Source organism: Hyunsoonleella flava, from assembly GCF_004310325.1.
GTDB lineage: Bacteria > Bacteroidota > Bacteroidia > Flavobacteriales > Flavobacteriaceae > Jejuia > Jejuia flava.
In genome coordinates this window covers 136471-157908 of the sequence record NZ_SIRT01000010.1, presented here as the reverse complement: position 1 = coordinate 157908, position 21438 = coordinate 136471, and the positions used below count along the sequence as shown (strand labels likewise).

General features: G+C 35.8%; 15 protein-coding genes. 9 read left to right on the top strand and 6 right to left on the bottom strand.

Going from position 1 to position 21438, the window contains the following annotated elements:
- The first annotated feature begins 7 nt into the window (after window positions 1-7).
- The 4 genes from fabF (at window position 8) to pyk (ending at window position 4048) form a co-directional block, all read left to right on the top strand.
- A complete protein-coding gene (fabF, locus tag EYD45_RS12225) occupies window positions 8-1258 on the top strand; it encodes a beta-ketoacyl-ACP synthase II (RefSeq protein ID WP_130964843.1) in 1251 nt (416 codons plus the stop codon).
- Between the two features lie 7 nt (window positions 1259-1265).
- On the top strand, window positions 1266-2006 hold the full coding sequence (gene rnc / locus EYD45_RS12220; protein WP_130964842.1) for a ribonuclease III: 741 nt from the start codon (window positions 1266-1268) through the stop codon (window positions 2004-2006).
- 114 nt (window positions 2007-2120) lie between these two features.
- The gene (locus EYD45_RS12215; RefSeq protein WP_130964841.1) at window positions 2121-2606 is read left to right on the top strand and encodes an IPExxxVDY family protein; all 486 of its coding nucleotides are present in this window, start codon (window positions 2121-2123) and stop codon (window positions 2604-2606) included.
- Complete coding sequence (pyk, locus tag EYD45_RS12210; RefSeq protein ID WP_130964840.1) at window positions 2606-4048, top strand: pyruvate kinase; 1443 nt, start codon at window positions 2606-2608, stop codon at window positions 4046-4048. Before EYD45_RS12215 ends, pyk begins: the two co-directional genes overlap by 1 nt.
- 293 nt (window positions 4049-4341) lie before the next feature.
- Here pyk and EYD45_RS12205 read toward each other — a convergent pair whose 3' ends face one another.
- The 3 genes from EYD45_RS12205 to dinB all read right to left on the bottom strand — a co-directional run bounded on the left by EYD45_RS12205 (window position 4342) and on the right by dinB (window position 7139).
- On the bottom strand, window positions 4342-4620 hold the full coding sequence (locus EYD45_RS12205) for a VOC family protein (protein ID WP_130964839.1): 279 nt from the start codon (window positions 4618-4620) through the stop codon (window positions 4342-4344).
- A gap of 129 nt (window positions 4621-4749) precedes the next feature.
- A complete protein-coding gene (locus tag EYD45_RS12200; protein ID WP_130964838.1) occupies window positions 4750-5979 on the bottom strand; it encodes a hypothetical protein in 1230 nt (409 codons plus the stop codon).
- A 59-nt stretch (window positions 5980-6038) separates the two neighbouring features.
- Complete coding sequence (gene dinB / locus EYD45_RS12195) at window positions 6039-7139, bottom strand: DNA polymerase IV (protein WP_130964837.1); 1101 nt, start codon at window positions 7137-7139, stop codon at window positions 6039-6041.
- Between the two features lie 54 nt (window positions 7140-7193).
- On the opposite strand from dinB, the gene EYD45_RS12190 reads away from it, so the two are divergent.
- Both EYD45_RS12190 and EYD45_RS12185 read left to right on the top strand, forming a co-directional pair.
- Window positions 7194-7664: a CYTH domain-containing protein gene (locus EYD45_RS12190; protein WP_130964836.1), complete on the top strand. Its 471-nt coding sequence runs from the start codon at window positions 7194-7196 to the stop codon at window positions 7662-7664.
- The gene (locus EYD45_RS12185) at window positions 7664-8221 is read left to right on the top strand and encodes a YciI family protein (RefSeq protein WP_130964835.1); all 558 of its coding nucleotides are present in this window, start codon (window positions 7664-7666) and stop codon (window positions 8219-8221) included. Before EYD45_RS12190 ends, EYD45_RS12185 begins: the two co-directional genes overlap by 1 nt.
- A gap of 2 nt (window positions 8222-8223) precedes the next feature.
- On the opposite strand, the gene pbpC is transcribed toward EYD45_RS12185, so the two are convergent.
- On the bottom strand, window positions 8224-10575 hold the full coding sequence (pbpC, locus tag EYD45_RS12180; protein ID WP_130964834.1) for a penicillin-binding protein 1C: 2352 nt from the start codon (window positions 10573-10575) through the stop codon (window positions 8224-8226).
- Between the two features lie 124 nt (window positions 10576-10699).
- On the opposite strand from pbpC, the gene EYD45_RS12175 reads away from it, so the two are divergent.
- From EYD45_RS12175 to EYD45_RS12165, 3 genes are all read left to right on the top strand, one after another.
- Window positions 10700-11563: a hypothetical protein gene (locus tag EYD45_RS12175; protein WP_130964833.1), complete on the top strand. Its 864-nt coding sequence runs from the start codon at window positions 10700-10702 to the stop codon at window positions 11561-11563.
- Window positions 11554-12039, top strand: coding sequence for a hypothetical protein (locus EYD45_RS12170; protein WP_130964832.1), 486 nt, complete (start codon window positions 11554-11556; stop codon window positions 12037-12039). Before EYD45_RS12175 ends, EYD45_RS12170 begins: the two co-directional genes overlap by 10 nt.
- A 550-nt stretch (window positions 12040-12589) precedes the next feature.
- Complete coding sequence (locus EYD45_RS12165; protein ID WP_130964831.1) at window positions 12590-14326, top strand: T9SS type B sorting domain-containing protein; 1737 nt, start codon at window positions 12590-12592, stop codon at window positions 14324-14326.
- 328 nt (window positions 14327-14654) lie between these two features.
- On the opposite strand, the gene EYD45_RS12160 is transcribed toward EYD45_RS12165, so the two are convergent.
- Together EYD45_RS12160 and EYD45_RS12155 are read right to left on the bottom strand one after the other, a co-directional pair.
- Window positions 14655-15497, bottom strand: a complete 843-nt coding sequence (locus tag EYD45_RS12160) for a GIY-YIG nuclease family protein (RefSeq protein WP_130964830.1) — start codon at window positions 15495-15497, stop codon at window positions 14655-14657.
- Between the two features lie 169 nt (window positions 15498-15666).
- Window positions 15667-21252 carry an alpha-2-macroglobulin family protein gene (locus tag EYD45_RS12155; protein ID WP_130964829.1) on the bottom strand — a complete coding sequence of 1862 codons (5586 nt, stop codon included), beginning with the start codon at window positions 21250-21252 and terminating at the stop codon, window positions 15667-15669.
- Window positions 21253-21438: the final 186 nt, after the last annotated feature.

Genomic DNA, 21438 nt, shown 5'->3' with positions numbered 1-21438 from the left:
ACATTTTATGGAAATAAAGCGCGTTGTAGTTACAGGACTAGGAGCTTTAACCCCTATTGGCAATACCAAAGATGAATATTGGGATGGCTTAGTGGATGGTAAAAGTGGTGCTGCGCCTATTACATATTTTGACACTGAAAAGTTTAAAACTAAGTTTGCTTGCGAACTTAAAAACTTTAATGCAACCGATTTTCTTGACAGAAAAGAGGCTCGTAAAATGGATAAGTTTGCGCAATATGCTATGGTAGCTTCAGATGAAGCTATTGCAGATGCAAATCTTAATACAGACGAGCTTAACAAATTGCGTGTTGGTGTGATATGGGGTGCAGGTATTGGCGGACTTGAGACATTTCAGCAAGAAGTATTAAACTTTGCTGATGGCGATGGTACTCCTAGGTTTAACCCGTTCTTTATTCCAAAAATGATTGCAGATATAGCACCTGCAAACATCTCCATAAAATATGGTTTTATGGGGCCTAATTATACCACAGTTTCGGCTTGTGCGTCTTCTGCTAATGCTATGTTTGATGCTCTAAACATGATTCGTTTAGGACATTGTGATGTAGTGGTTACTGGAGGAAGTGAAGCGGCTGTAACCATTGCCGGTATGGGTGGTTTTAATGCAATGCATGCACTATCTACTAGAAACGAAAGTCCAGAAACAGCCTCTCGTCCGTTTGACGGAACAAGGGATGGTTTTGTTTTAGGCGAAGGTGCGGGAGCACTTATTCTAGAAGAATATGAGCATGCCAAGGCAAGAGGTGCAAAAATATATGCTGAAGTAGCTGGAGGTGGATTATCTTCAGATGCGCATCATATGACGGCACCGCATCCAGAAGGCGTTGGTGTAGTTGAAGTTATGAAAAACTGTTTAGAAAACGCAGGATTAAATCCTGAGGATGTAGATCATATAAACACACATGGTACTTCAACACCATTAGGCGATGTAGCTGAGTTAAAAGCAATTTCCAAAGTATTTGGAGATCACGCTAAGAACATAAATATTAATTCTACAAAATCAATGACGGGTCACTTATTGGGTGCCGCTGGGGCTATTGAGGCCATTTCAAGCATACTTGCTATAGAAAATGGTATCGTACCTCCAACGATTAATCACACCACAGTTGATGAAAACATTGATCCAGAATTAAATTTAACCCTTAACAAGGCTCAAAAAAGAGATGTTAAAGTTGCAATGAGTAATACCTTCGGATTTGGCGGACACAACGCTTGTGTATTATTCAAGAAAATAGATTAAGTCCCGAATGGCTTTCATTCGTAACATACTAAATTCCCGTTCTAAACAAGACGGGAATTTTTTTATGCAGTTACATCAAATTTTAGGCTATAAACCCAAGAATATTGATGTTTTCAAAAAGGCATTTACACACCGTTCCATGAATATAAAGGATAGTAAAGGAAACGCTATCAATTACGAAAGATTGGAGTTTTTAGGCGATGCCATGTTAAGTGCCGTAATCGCCTCACATTTATTTCAAGAAGTCCCTAGTGGAGATGAAGGCTATCTTACAAAGATGCGCTCCAAGGTAGTAAGTAGGGAGCATTTAAACGAATTAGGTAGAGAACTTAATTTAATTGATCTTGTAGAAAGCAAGATACCAGCTGGCCAATTTGGAGATAACATTCATGGTAACCTGTTTGAGGCATTGGTGGGGGCAATTTTTTTGGATAGAGGCTATAAATACTGTGAAAAATTTATCTACAAAAGAGTAATTACACCGCATGTTGATATTGAAAATTTAGAAGGCAAAGTTATAAGCTATAAAAGCCTTTTGATAGAATGGTGTCAGAAAGAAAAGAAAATTTTCAATTACAATGTATACGAGGACACGGGGAATGACGATGTAAGGCATTTTTCTGTAAAATTATCTATTGATGATAAAATTATAGCCAAGGCAAGGGCAACTTCAAAGAAAAAAGCCGAGGAAAAGGCATCAAAACGTGCTTTTTTTGCGTTTCAAAGTAAGATGTCTAAAATGATTTAGCAAAAAGACGCAACAACTACAACGTTTTAGTAGGTTTTTGGCGTTAAGAAATGGTAAATCCTTTTACTTCTAAGTATTTTTAACACTATATTTACACCGCTAATAAGTCAGGTTATGGCAGTACACAAACTTATTCTGGACGATATTTTTGAGGATGTGTCTTGCACTTTAATTGCCATTCATTGTGCAATTGAAGATTACAGGCTAGCCTATCTTTTGAATAAGTATTTGGATATTACCTTAACAAGAAAACCAAAGGATTTAGATTTTAATAATGGGGTAACTGAATATTCAGTTTTTGAATATGAAGATGAGAACAAATTGGATACATGGCATTTAGTATCCAACATTTGTAAAATAGAAACCGAATCTAAGATAGAGCAACAATCATTATTCAATGCACATCATAAAGTAATTAGAACCTATAATTTAGTGCCAGAATATGGTAAAGTAAATTACTTTTTAAAAATTGATAATGAATTTAGTAATAGTAAAGAAAAGCAAATAATAAATAACCTTCTTAAGATTCCGCAAATAGCTATGGCCTATAATGTTGATATGAGCGCGTTAAAATCTAAGGAGCATTTAATTTTCGATTGATGGGATTAAGAAAAAAAACCAAAATAGTAGCCACATTAGGGCCTGCAACAAGCACCAAGGAAATACTTAAAGGTATGATGGATGAAGGTGCCAATGTATTTAGAATCAATTTTTCGCATGCAGATTATGAAGATGTAAAAAAGCGTATTACAATGATACGCGAACTAAATGAAGAATTTGGTTATAATGCTGCAATATTAGCCGATTTACAAGGGCCAAAGCTTCGTGTAGGTGTAATGAAAGAGGAGGTTGAGGTAAAACCGGGAGACGAAATTATTTTTGAGACAGGCGAACGTTTTGAAGGCACTAAAGAGCGTGTTTACATGACCTACGATAGGTTTCCACAAGATGCCAAAGCTGGAGAGCGTATCCTTCTAGATGATGGAAAACTAATTTTTGAAGTAGTATCAACGGATAAGAAAACTCAAGTAAAAGCTAAGGTTATTCAAGGTGGCCCGTTAAAATCTAAAAAAGGGGTAAACCTTCCAAATACCGATATTTCACAACCAGCATTAACTGAAAAAGACATCGAGGATGCTATTTTTGCCATAAAACAAGATGTAGACTGGATAGCATTGTCTTTCGTGCGTCATGCTGAAGATTTAATGCAACTGCGCGATTTAATAAAAGAGCATAGCGATTATAAAATTCCGATAGTAGCAAAAATTGAAAAGCCAGAGGCTGTTGAGAACATTGATAAGATAGTAACACAATGTGATGGTATCATGGTAGCTCGTGGCGATCTAGGTGTCGAGGTGCCTGCAGAGGAAGTACCGCTTATTCAAAAACAATTGGTGTTACGTGCTAAAAAAGCAAGAATTCCGGTAATTATTGCTACACAAATGATGGAAACCATGATTTCCAGTTTAACACCAACGCGAGCAGAGGTAAACGATGTTGCAAATTCTGTTATGGATGGAGCAGATGCCGTAATGCTATCTGGAGAAACCTCTGTGGGAAGCTACCCTGTTGAGGTCATCAAACAAATGAGTGATATTCTCAAAAGCGTAGAAGATTCGCCATTAATTAAGGTGCCAGAAATGCCACCGCATATTCGCACAAATCGCTACATCACGAAATCTATTTGTTACCACGCCGCCGTAATGGCAAACGAAATTGATGCAAAAGCCATCTCCACACTAACTAATAGTGGATATACAGCGTTCCAAATTTCAGCATGGAGACCATCTTGCCATATTTTGGTATTTACATCGAACAAGCGTATTTTAACACGTTTAAGCCTCCTGTGGGGCGTTCGCGCATTCTACTATGATAAGTTTGTAAGCACCGACGAAACCATAGAGGATGTAAACGCCATAGCCTGTAAAATGGGCTATTTAGATGTTGGCGACATGCTTATCAGTTTAGCCGCAATGCCAATACAAGACAAGGGTATGGTAAACACCCTACGTGTTACCGAAATTGAAACTTGTAGCTTTTAATTACTAATTATTTGGGCGTTACCCTGCGGGTCGCGCTTTCCACTATATCTTTTACAAACAAAAATGCTGCCTAAAAGCAGCATTTTTGTTTGTAAAAGGATGCCGCTTCAATCGCTAACGCGGGTGTATTTGCAAACGCATGTTTTAACCCGATTGTTGTTTTTGTTTTAGGAAAGCAATATCACAAAATTTGACCAAAACATAAGATATACCCATTATTGTCTTCGATTTCAAATTCACGATTACCATAATCTGAATTTTGAACGTCTTTAATAATTTTCACTTGGGTTTCTTTAACAGAGGTATAAAGTTCCTCTAAATTTATCCACCCATATATAAGCATCCCAAGCTTCAGCACCTTCGAAATGCCAGCCGGAATCTATAAAAGGAATTCTATTCGGCCTTTTTAGTTTTTCTTTTTTTAATTGACGAAACATAAAGGTGATATTATCTCTACTGATTATGGCAGACAAATTACCCTTCCAGTCAACACTAAATTCTAGTTTTTTTGTGTAAAATTCAATGGTTTCCTCTAAGTCGTCAACTATCCATTGTGGTGCTAGCTTTTTCAAGATTTTAGTACTAAGTTAAATCTCAAAACTCAAATTTTTATTCCTTAGAAAACAGGAAAGGTTTTTTAAAAGTACTTTGCGCGATTATATTTATCCCTGTAAATAAAAATAAAGTTAAGATTTTTAATTTCATAATAGTCTATATTTTAATAAAAACACAAATGCATTACCACCTTTTGCATTAGCTCCTGCTTTTATAGTACTTGTTTTAACATAACGAAGCTCTATACCATATTGCGAATTATATTGATAACCCAGTCCTAAATGGAATCCAATTCCATTTTCAATTTCAGGTTCTATAGAAAAAAATTCAACAAATTCAGGTTCGTTGGTAGTTACTTCTTCCTGTGAAAGCAAAATATTATACGTAATAGCTCCATTGTAAAAAATATGACTTTTAATACCAATATTACTGTTGTAACGAAATCCGATGGGTAGTAATTCTAAATTTGTGTAGTTGGATGAAAATAAAGCCTTGCCTATTGCCATAGCATCAGGGTTTGAAGGGACATTTAAAGGGAAATTATAGTTAAAACTCCCATCATATTCATATTTTGAGTAGTTCACCCCAGAGTACAAGGCCCATTTGTACCCATTAAAAGGTATACTATATTCAATTTCAAGTCCAGCTGTATACGAATTTGTTGTATTGACTGTTATTCCATCTAATATATTTGTTGAGTTAAAATTTTGGTTTTGCTCTGTGTCAAATAGCGATGCGCCGCCAACCATTGAAAGATGAAATTTCCCTTGAGCTCTAAGTAGATTATAGTTTTTATATTCTTTGTTTCTACATGAATTAAAATGTTGAAAAACATCAATTAGATGTTTTTCAACATATTTTATGGAACGAAGATTGGATACTGTAATAGAATTACATTTCAACTTTGTAAACAGTTGTTGCTTATAACTGTTGTTTTCAGATTTGCTTTCTAGATTACGGGATTTACTATGCACTAATTTGATAATACCAGAATTTTCAATTTTAAAAAAGAACTCTTCTTTTCCTTTATTTGTATAAGAGTATAAGGAAGCTTCTCCAAGTAACAAGCATTTTAAAAAACGTTTTTCATATGTAGGTGCTTTTCCTATCTGAGGAATTTCAACTTGAGCTAACAAATACTTTTGATTGGTATTATAGATGACCAATTCTTGTAAGGTATTTACATCCCTAACAATAACAGGGCTATCAGTAGACAATTTATACGAAACGGTTTTTGGAGTATTTGACCAATTCTTGTTTAGGATTAAACATTCTTTTTTTTCATTATTAAAAATCAAATATCCTTTTTGAAATTCTAGCTGAGAAAAAAGTTGTTTACTACAAAAGAGCAGGAGGATTATTATAATTTTTTTCATCAAATAACAATAGGTTGAGTAGTTGCATTCCTAACAAATATATTGGATTTTTCTGTAAACTAAAACTCAAACTGCAATTGTACACTCACACTTTTCTTAACTTTAGGTTTTTCCTTTTTCTCCGTATTCAGATTAGATAAAGAAATACCCAATAGCCTAACTGAGTTTTTCAGTGCTTCTTGGTATAACAAATCTTTTGTTGTTTCTAAAATCACACTTTTATCACTGATATAGTAGGGTAAAGTTTTGCTTCGAGTCTGCAATGTGAAATCGCTATACTTTATTTTTAAGGTTACTGTTTTTCCAGCTACTTTACTTTTTGCTAATCTTCGGGACACTTCTTCAGCGATATGGTCTAGTTTTTCTAACATAAAAACTTCAGAAGATAAATTTTTACTAAACGTACGCTCTGCAGCTAAACTTTTTCTGGTTCTGTGTGGTTTAACTTCACTATTGTGAATACCTCTTACAACATAGTAATAATACCTCCCAGATTTCCCAAAGTTTTCATCTAAGTAGTCAAGGGACTTTTGCTTTAAATCTAACCCAGTAAAAATCCCCTTTTGGTACATTTTTTCTGCGGTAACTTTCCCAACACCATAAAATTTTCTGATATCAAGCTGCTCTAAAAATTTTAAAACTTCCTCTGGATTTACTGTTTTTTGTCCGTTTGGTTTGTTGTAATCGCTTGCAACTTTCGCAATAAACTTATTAATGGAAATACCGGCCGAGGCCGTTAAACCAACTTCATTAAAAATACGCTCTCGTATTTCTTTGGCAATTAATGAAGCACTTGGGTTGCCCTTTTTATTTTCAGTAACATCCAAATAAGCTTCATCTAAAGAAAGAGGTTCTACCAAATCAGTATAATCATAAAAAATCTTACGAATTTGCTTAGAAATTTCAGAATAGCGTTCAAAATTTGCTCTTACAAAGATTAAATCGGGACAAAGTTTTGCAGCTAAGGTTCCAGCCATGGCGCTTTTAACCCCAAATTTACGAGCTTCATAACTAGCGGCGCTAACAACGCCTCGCTTTCCTCCACCACCTACCGCAATGGGTTTCCCTTTCAAATCAGGGTTATCCATTTGCTCTACAGAGGCATAAAACGCGTCCATATCTACATGAATGATTTTTCGTATTGGTAAATCGCTAGACATACTGTAAATTTAGACATTAAATGCCTTTTATTTAAACCAACGCTTAGATAATAAATGATAGAAATAGAACGAAAATTCTTGGTAACTTCAGCACAATACAAAGCTGATGCAACAACTAAAACAAGAATAATTCAAGGGTTTTTAAATACAGATAAAGAAAGAACGGTGCGGATAAGATTAAAAGGAGAAAGTGGATTTTTAACCGTAAAAGGAAAATCCTCTGAAGATGGATTATCTAGATTTGAATGGGAAAAAGAGATATCTAAAATTGATGCCGAGGCTTTATTAAAACTTTGTGAGCCAACAATTATTGATAAGATACGTTATGAAATACATGTTGATTCACATATTTTTGAAGTAGATGAATTTTTCGGTGAAAATGAAGGTTTGGTAATAGCCGAAGTAGAATTAACTACTGAAAATGAAACCATACAAAAACCTGATTGGCTAGGAGAAGAAGTAACGAGACAAATAAAATATTACAATTCGCAATTAAGTAAACAACCTTATAAAACCTGGATGTGATGAAAAAAACAATCTTAATTTTAATGCTAGCTCTAGCTTATTTTAGTTGTAAAAAGGAAGCAGAAACCTCAATTTCAGAAACAAATAAAAATGTTGAAATAGAAGAGGAAATCAAAGACGTTGTGTCAGAGGAAGTTGATGTTACCCAAACCAAACAAATAGAAGTGCCAACAGCCAAAGAACTTAAAGAAGCATTAACGGCTAAAGGCTTTAAAACTTTTGATTATGTAGATGAAAAGACAAAGGATACCATTTTAATGCAGCAATACTTTATGGCGTTTTTAAAAAGTGGACCAATTAGAGGACAAAATGAAGAGGAATCTGCCGAATTGCAAGAACAGCATTTAGCACACCTTACAAAAATGTATGAATTGGGGTATGCTGATATCTCTGGGCCTTTTGGAGATAATGGGAATATTCGCGGGATAACCATCTATAATGTGCCTACATTAGAAATGGCAGATAGTTTAGCTAATGCCGATCCTATGGTAAAAGCGGGACGCTTGGAAATTGAAGTTCATCCTTGGTGGGCGGCGAAAGGGTATGCGTTAAGGTAATATTAATTTGATATTTCAAATTGCCTTTTGGCCTCATTTCCAAATTCATCAACAACTGTAATAAGGTGTTTACCTGGTTGTGGTTTAATACCTAATTCATGAATATCTTTTGTGCTGCTAACGAAGGTGTCATCAACATACCAAAACACAGTACTTTCAGGTTTTGAATGAGCCAATTTTAGAATGAGATCGTTCGTCTTTCCATCAAAATCTTTAGGTAAAAATATGGTGTTATTTACCTTAGGATAAATAAATTCAATTGAGATAGATGTATCTCCCAAACAATCTTCTCTAAATTTCGGCAAAGGTTTGTAGAACGGATTTTTTGTTTTGTAATAATACGCCATAAGCGGAGGTAGTACAAACCACGATTTGTGAATCATATTTGATACATCTTCGCAAGAGGAATTTGCTTGATACGTTTCGCTTTTATCCAAATGAACCAATTTATGAAACGGACAAGGTTTTGTTTTTAGACCACTTACTTGAATGTAATTTTCTTCTACAACATCACAATTTGGCGAAGCCCTGTACCCACTTAACTTGCAGATAGAGACTTCTTGCATTTCATCAAAGGGTTTTGCAAACCAATCACTATTGGGCAAAATATCAAACACATCAAAAAGTATTGGTGCTGCTGCTTGCACGCCAACTAACCCTGGGCGCCCTTCACCATCGGCATTTCCAACCCAAACGCCAATAACATAATCTTTTGTAGTGCCAATAGCCCAAGCATCACGAAAACCAAAGCTTGTACCTGTTTTCCAAGCAATTTGTTTAGAGCCATCAAAAAACTCCCAACTTTCATCACTTTCAGGGCGATTTACATTTTTCATACTTTCATACGTCAAGTAAATTGAAGCGGCATCAAAAAGTGTTTTATCATTAGTTTTCTTTCCGAAATCTACCGTTTCAGAAGCCAAAAGTGTAGGCTCACAAAATTCATTTTCAAAATATTCACTAGAACTTTCAGAAAAATGATTTAAAGTGGAGGACATGGCTGCATAACTTTTACACAAATCCCATAAATTGCTCTCGGCGCCACCCAAAACCAGTGACAAGCCATAATGATTAGCGGAATATTTTAAATCTTTAAGTTCCAATTGTTTTAAATAATGATGAAATCTATCCAAACCAAATTGCTGCAGTAGCCTTACCGCTGGCACGTTTAAAGAACGCGATAAGGCTCTACTGGCAGGTACTGCACCATCATAGCTGGTGTTAAAATTTTCTGGGGTGTAGTTACCAAATTGCGTTGGTACATCGGCTACCAAAGTATTGGGCAACAAATCGCCACTATCCAACATTGCAGCGTATAAAAAAGGTTTTAAGATGCTACCTGTACTACGAGGTTTATTAATAATATCTACTTGATTTTGATGTGCTTTATCCGTTGGGGCATTGCCTACATAAGCCATAACCTTTCGGGTTTTTACATCCAAAATAAGTACAGCAGCATTATAAATTTCATTCTGACTCAACTGATTATAATGTGTTTTTACAATGTAGTTGGTCTGTTCCTGCAGATGTTTGTCAATACTTGTTTTTACAAATTCGCCATGATAATTTTGAGCTACCCTTTGTAATAAATGTGGTGCAATTTGCGGCAATGAAAATGGTTTTTGAGGTAGGGATTCAGCAACAGATAAATCGTAAGTTAAGGTATCAATTATACCGTTTTGCAACAGTTTTTTTAGCAGTCTGTTACGTTTTTCCAATAAACGTTTTTGGCGTTTGCCTGGATAAATTAAACTAGGCGCGTTGGGCAATACCGCTAAAGTGGCACTTTCCGCCCAGGACAACTCATACGGACTTCTATTAAAATACCGCCACGATGCGGCATCCAAACCTACAACGTTGCCGCCAAAAGGCGCATTGCTGGCATAATATGCTAAAATGTTTTCTTTTGAAGTTCTGAACTCCAATCGCGTAGCAAGAATAAGTTCTTTAAGCTTTTCAAAATACGTACGTTGTTGTCCTTTTCTGGATAATCTAATTACTTGCTGCGTTATCGTGCTACCGCCACGTTTTATACCATTAGACTTTAAATTTTCTCGCAGCGCCTTAAACATCGAAACAGGATTAAATCCAGGGTGCTTATAGAAATATTCGTCCTCAAATTGAATAATACATTTCTTAAATTTCTCTGGAACGGAATCATTATGCGGAAACCGCCATTGCCCATCGCTAGCAATTTGTGCACCTAATAAATCGTTCGTTTCACTTGTAATTATTGTAGCCGTTGGGTCTTTAAACAATTGATTAGGTAAGCAGAAATAATAAGTGGTTATAATCAATACGAAAAGAATTGATTTAACTTTATTATTCTTAATATAATAGTTTAGTCTATTCATCTAAAATTATATACTGCAATACCTTAGTAATCAGACGTTGTTTAAGATAAGTTTATGATACTTACAGATATATAGCTGAATTATTATTGTAATTTGTATTCATCATCAATCATTCAAAATCGATATGCTAAAATTAATCAAAAAACACATCTGGATATTGTGTTTTGTGCTTGCTTTACAAGTTCATGCTCAACTGGGGTTTTGTGGAGGGAACTCTGGGGAACCAATTTACATCGAAGATTTTGGTACTGGAAGAGTTGATAGTAAATTAAACCCAGGACGTACAACCTATAGTTTCACACAAGGATCACCAAGAGACGGTTTTTACAAAGTGTCTAGTAATACAAATTACTATGGATGGTTTGTAACTAAAGACCACACTCCAAATGACAAGGATGGCAGATGTTTAATTGTAAATGCAAATAACCTCCCAGAAGAGTTTTTTACTATACCTATTTCTGGTCTATGTGAAAACACAACCTACGAGTTTACCTCTTGGCTAATTAATTTGTTTCCTTACTATCACAAGGTATGTGGCTTTAGCGGTAATCAAGTTGCAAACCCCATAAATGTTACTTTCGAGATTTGGGATAGCACCAATAGTTTTATCATCAAACAAGGGAATACAGGAGATATATATGGTTCTAACACTCCAAATTGGCAGCAATATGGTTTGGTGTTTAAAACTGCACCACAACAGACATCAGTGATTTTAAAAATGCGTAACAATGGTTCAAGTGGATGTGGTAATGATTTGGCCATAGATGATATTATGTTTAGAACCTGTGGCGATTCTGTCATCATTGAAGATGCGTCAAAAAACAAAAACAGCGTTAACGTTTCTCAGACTAATTTTCCTTACACATCAAAGCTTACAGCAAATCCAGATTTTGCTGTATTTACATCACACTATTACCAATGGCAAAAGAGTACAGATGGTACTAATTGGAAAAATATAGAAGGAGAAAACAAAAAACAATGGCAATAAAAAACGTAAGTAAAACTACATACTTTAGAGTACTAGTAGCAGAAGATATTGTTAACGTATTAAACACTTCATGTCATTTAATTTCAAAGCATTTCAAGGTGGATATAAAACCTGCACTTAAAAAACCTAAGAAGGTAATAATAAAAGCTACAGTTCCAGCGCCTAAATCTATCGTAGTTGCTAATAAAAAGGACACCATAGCTGTTGCTAAATCAATTGTTAAACCAAAACTAATAGATACAGATAAGCTCCCCAAAACCTATAAAGACGTTGTGATTGTGAAAAACGGACATAAAATTATCACTGATAAAGTATGGATAGATGGCGTAGTAGGCAAGTACGTTCAAACCACAGAAAAGGTCACAAAACAAGGACATGACCGTGGCGATATCGTCATAAATGAAACTTTATATTACAGATCTGTATATGGTTACAACTGTGTAAAAAGAACCTATAGTATTAAGGCAAAACCCTAGATTTTTCAATGCGTTACTATAAGCGGATGATGCGTTATTGTCTACCAGCTAGCTTTATGCCATTACCCATCTTTAGCTATCTGTGCACCCAACAAATCGTAAGTAGTATTTGTAATTACTGTAGATGTTGGGTCTTTAAAAAGTTGTTTGGGTAAGCAAAAATAGTAAGCAATTAAAAGGATGAGTATAGTTATACTCCTTACTTTATGTCTTTTAATATACTTTATAATAGCCATTCTTAAAAAATATACTCTTTGTTTTACTAATTTAGATGTTTTATAGCGCAAAAATTATACTAACTAAATATCTAGTATAAATAAGTCCTATTGAATGGCACATAAGTTGTGGCTATTTTGTTAAGAGGGACACTATTATGCTTTATTTTAAGTTATTGTAGCGTGGTAAAATAATAGCTATCAAAAAGATAATTTTCATAACAATTGGTATTGCATTTATTTGCAAGGTTAGTGCACAAACAGATTTTTGTACGGGCATATTCGGGGACCCTATTTTTACAGAAGATTTTGGAAACGGCACAAACGATACTCCATTGTCATTTGGAAATACGTACTATACCTTCACATCAGAAACTCCTAATGAAGGTTTTTATAAAGTAGCAAGTAATACTGATTATTTAGGTTGGTTTGATACTGAAGACCATACTCCAGGTGATGCCAATGGTAAAATGTTAATAGTAAATGCTGATATCAGTCCTGGAGAATTTTTTAGAATGACAGTCCCAGATTTATGTGAAAATACAATCTATGGGTTTTCTACTTGGATCATAAATCTTATGCCCTTTTACCATGACGGGTGTGGTGCTGAAGGCCTTAGTGTCCCTATCAATATAAGATTCGAGGTTTGGGACAGCACAAACACAAGTCTATTGGCTAGTGGCAACTCAGGCAATATCCTAAGTACAATTACCCCCGATTGGCAGGAATACGGACTGGTTTTCAAGTCGCTTCCAGGTCAAACGTCAGTCATTTTAAAAATGTTCAATAACGAATCAGGCGGCTGTGGTAACGATTTTGCTATAGACGATATATGGTTTAGGTCTTGCGGTGATAGTGTCCCTATTTTAGATTCGCAAAATAATACATCTCGCTTTAGCTGCAATGGAGAGGTGATTTCTAGTACCACATTAACAGCTGTACCAGATTCCTCAATTTTCTCAGAGCATTTTTACCAGTGGCAAGAGAGTAGAGATGGTATAAATTGGGTAGATATACCAGGCGAAACAAGTGATACCTATGTTACGCCAGTAATTACCAGTCAAGTGTTTTATAGAACTAAAGTAGTAGAGAATCCTCTTAATATTTTAAACTCTTCTTGCAATACCTTGTCTGATGTATTTGAGTTTGGCGTTGGTAGAATACCACCAGCTCCAGAAGTTATAGAGAATTTATCACTTTGCGATAATGCTATAGAACCATTAGCAGTAACTGTAACCGAAGGGGTTACAGTAAATTGGTATGATGCCCCAACTGGTGGAAACTTGCTTCAATCCAATAGTACAACTTTCAGTACGGATGTACCGGGGATGTATTACGCTGAAGCTGTAACAGTTCGTGGTAGATGTACTTCTGTATCAAGAACAGCTGTGGAATTTGATTTTTTTGAGACACCAATAATAACTGATGAAGTTTTAGAATTTTGCGAAAACACAAATATTACGTTAAATGCAGATACCAATATCTCTACGGCTACATATAGTTGGAGTACTGGCGAAGTTACAGAAAGCATAATGGTAAGTACACCAGGCGTTTATACTGTAGATGTTACCAATATTGGCTGTACGGTTACTAAAACCATTCAAGTAAATCAAATAGATAATCCTATTATTGAAACCATTGAATCAAACGGAAATAGTATTACCGTCAACCTTTCAAGTCCTAGCAATTTTTTATACTCTTTAGATGGGAGTACCTATCAAACAAACAACACCTTTTTAAATGTTAAAGGAGGCAGGTATACTATTTATGTTAAACTTCAAGAATGCGATAATGCAGTAACAACAGAATATCTACATTTTTTTATCCCTTCATTTTTCACACCAAACAACGATGGCGTAAATGATCGATTCGATTTAAAAGGTATTGAACTCTTCTCAACATCATCGGTTTCCATTTTCAATCGCTACGGAAAGCTTTTAAAATATGCTAAAAACACCTCGTTTTCATGGGATGGTACATTCGCAGGACAACAATTGCCTTCAGACGATTATTGGTATGTCATCGCAATAGAAAATCAGAAGTTTACAGGCCATTTTACTTTAAAGCGATAGTTTTTGGGCGTTACCCCACTCGGTCGCTGAGGCTATCGAAGCGGGGTCGGGCTTTCACTAGTCGCTCTCTGCGAGGAGCTCCAACACCTGTGCTGAGCACAGTCGAAGTATGCCGTTCAATCCCTAACGCGGGTGTGTTTGCTGGCTTGGTTGTTTAAAGAAATTTAGTTCTGCTTTTGGAGGGGTTCGTTTAACGGTCTCGTATAACCGTCAGTTACGGGTTAAATTAGCGATTATTTTCGGTTTAGCACATACGTTAGCAATTCCGAGTGGATTCGGACGTAGTCGAATCCGCCGTAATTGCGGTTATACATTGTTGTACTGCGTTTTATTTTCTTTTAATTTCATCTAAAGTTTTCCCGCCCTTATTTTTCCATTTAGTCCAACCATTTGTTGAACGTCCTAAAACAACTCCTCCAGCTGTACTTGGCGAATTAAAAACATAATCTTGTACGAATTCATAATTACCGTTTTTCTCAATCAGAATTTCATTTTGGATTAGTTTTTGTCTTAAATTGATTAAATATTCATGACAAGACGGAACAGTATCTTTCTTTACTTGTGAACCTTTAAAAACGACAAATCCATCGTCAATTAAATCTCCTTCGGCTTTAATATTACGACCATTTAAAAAGAGTAATTCTTTAGATGTAACTTGTTCTTTACCAACTTTGTCATAAACAGGGAAACCAAGAGTTGAAAGAAGTATTTTGATTGTATCAAAACTATCCAATAAATCGGCTTCCATTGATTCAGTCACGAATGGTTTACTTGGAGCAGTTTGATTTTCAGTTTCGTATCTGTTTGATTCTTTAGCTTGGTCAACTGCAATATGTTCCAAGTATTTCGCGTGTGATTTAGTAAATGCATTGATTTTTGAAACCATCACAACAGCATAATTCCAAAACTCTTTTGTTCGGTTATGTTGTTTTAGTCTTTCAAGACAATCTTCAGCTTCTCCAATATAGACTATTGGTTTTGCCTTTTCAGCAGATTCTCCAAACAAGAAATAAATTCCAACATTATTTAATTCCGTTCTTGTCGATATATATTCGAGTTTATTTCTGGGAACTAATACAGCTTTAACAACTCGATTTGTTATTTCTGCAATTTTTACACTTCTCGGAGAGCCATCTGGCAAAAAAATCTGTATTGTTTGTGGTCTATTCATTTAGTTTGTTTTCAAATGCAGTACAATGTGGAGATATGGTTCCGTTTTAATGAACTATATCGGATGTTAAACGAAATTATCATTTTTTTCTGACAAAATCAAGTTAAACATCAGTACAATATTCTACATTAGATTCCTTCCGATAGCTATCGGAATTCGCAAGAGTTTATCACTTCTCAACCACAACCCATTTCCCTTTTGTTCTAACCAAAAACTCATTATCATACATCGCTTCAGCCTGAATTCCCGGTAAATAATAGGTGCCCAAATACGAAGCATTTAGCATTACGTTAAAGGTTTTGGTGCTGTGTTTGCCTTTTTCAGGTAAATCAAAATAGAAATACACACGGTCGTCCCTAATATCGGTATGTCTTGCATTACTGGCCGTATTACTTCCAAAAGCTGTAAAACGTGTATTTACAATTTCCCAACCCGATGGAAAAATTTGGGTTAAGGCGACATCATTCACCTTACTATTTTTTAAGTTACTTACGCGCACAGTAGCTACAAAATCCTGACCTTGCATCAATTTAGAGATATCAATAGTATTTCCTTGTAAGTCTTTGTATTGCACCGACACACTTAATCCGCGTTGTTCTGCCAACTCTTTACCTAATGGTAATTTCCCTGAGTTTAAAAAACGGACATAAACCACATTGTCTTTGGTATTTTTCAATACTAAACGATTCACACCATCAGCAATGTTGAGGTCACGTTGGGCAATGGCATTTTTAGTAGTAATACTTTCCGTTTTTCCATTAATGGTATAGTTTAGGTGTAACGCTTTTCCGCCATTGGCATTTACCAGTTTCGCCATGGCTAACAAACTGTAAGCCGTGGTTTGTGTACTCATCCAGCGATTGCTTGATAAATCTTTAGCAATCGTTTCAGCTAATTCTCGGGTTTTTGAGTTTTTAGTCAGCACCATAGTTTCTAAAGCCATGGCGCGATTTCTATCTACCGAACCATAGGTGTAATAATTATAGCGTTGCGGTTTAAAATTAATATTAGCCGATTGCGAAATTTTATCGCTCGCTTCTTGTTGTCCCGCCAAAGCATAGGCGGCAGCCAATCGCCATTTGGCTTCATTAGAAATTTCACTAAACTCCCGCAAACGGTTCATACTTGCTAAATCTGGACTGCCCGCTAATGCCAAGGTGTACAACCTATAAGCTTGTGCTAAATCAGAATTGTAGCGTCTATAACTCGGTCGCCAATTTCTAGCGGTTTGCTTTTGATATTTCAGCCAATTGCTCTTAAAGGTCAGCGGTAATACGTAGCCTTTCTTTTCGGCTTCAATCATAAAATGGCCAGCGTAGCTGGTGCCCCAATCATTGGCGTTGTTTTCTCCCATCCAGTAGCTTAAGCCTCCATATGCTCTTTGAAAATGCCCGAGACGTGTAATGCCTTTTTCAATATTGTCTCTAATTTTTTTCTTCTTATCAAACGTTAAATCAAAAATATCTTCTAGAAATAACTGCGGAAATACACTCGATGTGGTTTGCTCCACGCACCCATGAGGATAACGAATCAAATATTCCAAACGTCTCGTAAAATCCATTGGCGGTAAGGTTGAAAACTCAACGGTTGCCGAATTTGTACCTGCTACACCAAAGGTTGAAAACTCCAAAGTTTCAGCCCCATTTGCTGTGAGTGTTTTATCAATAGCTTTGGAGGTAATTGGATTTGTATTCTCTACATCCAACTCTACTTTATATCTTGATGTTTCGCCGTGTCCTGAAGCAATAACTTCAACAGTGTTGATACCTTTGGCTTTACTTACATCCAATTCAAAATATGCCATTTGCTCATCGGGTTTAGCAAAACTCAACGTTTTTTTAGCATTGCCAACAACCGAAATACCCTCGCTTAATTTTAAACTAATATTGACGTTTTTCACTTTCGGTTCCATGGCAAAAACAGTAACAGGTAGGGTTACTTTTTCGCCCGGGCTTAATTTCCGCGGCAATGTTGCTAACACCATCAACGGTTTTTTAACAGGAACAGTTTTGTCTGTACTGCCGTAAGCTTCGTTTGCATTATTTCCAGCCACTACCATGGTGCGTACCGAACCAATATAATTAGGCAGTTTTATTTGGTGGCTTTTTGTTTTTCCAGCATCTAATTTAAAAGGCCCTAAATAGGTGACCACAGGTTTAAAACGGTTTGCTTTTTTGTTTTTACCACCAGCGGCACTACCATCGCCACCAATGGCAAATACTTGATCTATACTCCCCGAAAACGCGCCAATTACATCATCAAAAACATCCCAGGTTTTTACGCCTAAAGCTTCACGCTTGTAAAATTCTGCCCAAGCATTTGGGGTTTTAAATCGGGTTAAATCCAATAAACCTTCTTCTACTATAGCAATGGTATAGGTCATGGGCTTGTTGTCTTTCTCAGACACTTTTACTACAAAGGTTTGTTCGGGTTTCAGCGTTTCTGGCATTTGCAATTCGGGGTGCAATTTGGTGCTAGGGTTTTCTACCATAATTGGAATGACGCCATATAAACGAATAGGTAAATCGTTCGCTGTAATCGCATGCGGTTGTAAGAGTGAAATATTCACAAATACATTGGGAGCCATTTCTTTAGTGACAGGTATATCAACAACTGTTTCGCCTTTTGCTGTTTTTACCCATTTATAATCCAATACTTCAGTGCCATTTTCAATGCTTACCAAAGCGCGACCTTCACTACCAGAGGCAAATGTAACCTTAGCCGTTTCTCCAACATTATAGTTTTCCTTATCCGCAGAAAACACTAACATTTTAGCGGCCTCTTTATCACTAGATGGCGCTTTTTGCCACCAGTTTTTATAGAAATAGGCGGTGCGCCCCGTAGCATGACCACTTACGGGATCTACCACGCGTATCAAATACCGTCCGCGATCTTCATCAGGAATTTTTATATTGAAATTGGCCTTACCATTACCATCAGTATTCACTTTTAAAGTTTTATAAGGTCTATGATATTTACTAGACACGTAGCTGGCTAAATCATCGTATGAGGAATTCCACCACCAACGCCATTCTACTTTATAAATTTTAACCTCAAGATTATTACGTTTTACGGGTTTAGAATTTTCGTCAACCACAACCACATCAAAGGTTTGATTTTCATCTGTAAAAAATGAACCATAAGCATTGCCTTTTGGCGAACGCAAGCCCACAAACGAACTGTAAGGTGCATATTTTTTGGTAAAGGCATCCATGGAAAAATCGCCACCATTTTCAAAGGCTCTTACTAAAAACTGAACATTCAGCATTCCTGGAGCATTCTTCCCGATGTTGAGCTTTTTATTGATAGAGGCTAATCCTTCTTCATTCACTTTCCCTTCAAACACCGTAACTTCTTCGGTTTGAAATTTTCGTGTGGGGTCATTAAAGGTGTAGTTTTTATAATTTTCAAAAGCGGTGTAAGCTGAACTAAATTTCGCCTTCACTTCAGCTTTTAAATTTTTTCCTGGAGCACCATGTAACCATTTCACATCCAAATCGCCATTAAGAGGTTTAGTGCTTGAAAGCATCTCATCATCAAAATCAATTTTAATTTTTAGACGGTTAGGTTTTACGGTTTCAATTTTAAGGGTTTTATTGAACGTTGCGCCACCGACTGAAACTTTTGCATTGTAATTCCCTGTTTTGTCTTCTGTGGATGTTGGTACGGTAAACTTGTAGAAATTGTTAAGATTATCCGTAGTTACATTTTTATACACCAGTTTTCCGTTAGGATCTGTTAATTCTAACTTTATAGGATGACGCTTTGGAAGCGGATTTGCGTTATCATTCAACATAAAAGTTAAATGCAAAGTGTCTCCCGGTCGCCACACACCGCGTTCGCCATACAAATAGCCTTTTAAACCACGCTGTAAACGATGACCAGATACATCAAACTTACTAAGCGATAAAGAGTTCCCATCTTGTAACTTCACATAAGTGGTGTTATTCCCTTTTGAAACTATGGCGAAATTAGCGTGCTTATCGGCATCAATAGTGGTTAATCCTTGGGCATCAGTAGGTCTGCTTGCAATTTCTTGCTGTTGAAAATTATAAAGTGCAACTTTAGCATTCGCTTCTGGCTCAGTATTTAAAATATTGGTAACCGCAAAATAATAGGAGTTATTCCCTCCACGTTTTGCAATAACGCCCAAGTTTGAAGCGAGTAAATTTTGAGATACAATTTTACGTTCGTTGTAATATGCATCATGACATGGGTTTTGTTCCTCGCGCCAATTATAGCTGTAATTTTTATAGCGATATAACAAATTATCCCAATACATTTCCTCGCGTAAATCTTCATCCCGATAGCTATCGGGATCTGAAGCTAAATCATCATAGTTTTCCTCGTAGTAATCTTCCTCGTAATACGTATCATAATCATCATTTTCAGAACGGGATACATTGGCATTGGCTTCACAATCGTATAAAGAGTAACGGCGGTCGTAACTTAACTCAATACGATAAATGGCGCCTGCATCTGCTTGAAAAAACTTGGATAAATCAATACTATAGGCTTTCCATTTTCCAGTGTTTTCTGAGGCGGTTTGGAGTTGAATGGTTTGTTTTGCAATGCGACGTCCAACTTTCTTTATATCATATCTGTTGTTGCTATTCAAATTATTGTCTTGAAGAAATTGAAGCACATTATCTTCAAATATTTTAATAACACGTACATCAACGGCACTTAAATTTACGGCTTCAAAATTGAATTTTAACTCTTGAGAATTTGGTAAAATGGTGCCATTGCTTATCAATCTCACTTGCGGTTTTAAATCTTCAAAGGCAATAGTTTCAGAAAAGGGTTGCTTCAATTTATAACCATCGGTGTTTTTTATACCTTGAAAAATATCAACTTGAATATTGCCTACTAACTTGCTGTCTGGATAGACTTTTAATACGTTGCCTTCAACAATATATCTTGGGTTTTTTACTTTTTGAATGGATACTAAGCCATCAAAATTTTGCTGTTTTTTTAAAGGATCAGAAAAGTTAATGGATAAGAATTGCTCGGGTGACTGTGTTACTTCAGTATCCACAATAGTAAAGTTGTTTTTACCCGGAATTACAACTGTGTTTTCGCCTTTGTTGTCTGCCTTAATGGCTTTTCCATTCCATTTTACAAGAATTTTGCTGTCTTCAACGAAGCGGTTAATACTATCAATTTTAAATTCGAAATGCTTGGAACTTGTATTTAATTCGTTAAAAATAACATTTAATTTTTTGCCATTTTGCGATGCTTCAACTAAGGTTTTTGCATCTTCAATAGTAATAATATCAGCAGATTTTATAACACCTTCTAAATATTGCCATGCTTTGCTGTAGGATTGTAAACTATTGGTAACCACATTAAAACTAGGTGTTATGGTTTTAAACTGAAAGGTATAATCTTCAAAACCATCTGGCATATTTTTATAAATATCCTTCAGTTTTACACTAACGGTATATTCGGTATCAGGCTCTAAATGCTCATCTGGTGTAAATAGTAAGCTGTGTTTATTGGCAACGGTTAATTTACCTTCAATATGTGGTGTGATGGAAACAATGTTATCGGTTATTTCCTGTCCCATTTCCCAACCTTCTACATCATTGGCTAAATTTATTTGAATAGGATTTGCTACCGAACTCATTCCTGAAGTCGTATAACTGACATAATCTCGGAACTTGAAAATATTATCGGTTTCTACAGCTTTCTTTTTACAGGAAATCGCTAGTGCAATTATGATTACAAAAGCAAGGCGTTTTTTGAATGACATGATGAAGATATTTAAGTGAACAAATTACTGAAAAAACGAAAGCGTAGGTAGAATCTCGTTAATTTAATTACGGAGGAATTTTGAGATTTAGTCTTTTTCAGATGTTAAATAAGTCTTAATGTTTTAAGCGAAGCACGAAATTATCGATGAATGACATGTTTTTGTGTAAGATTATCGATTTTCAAG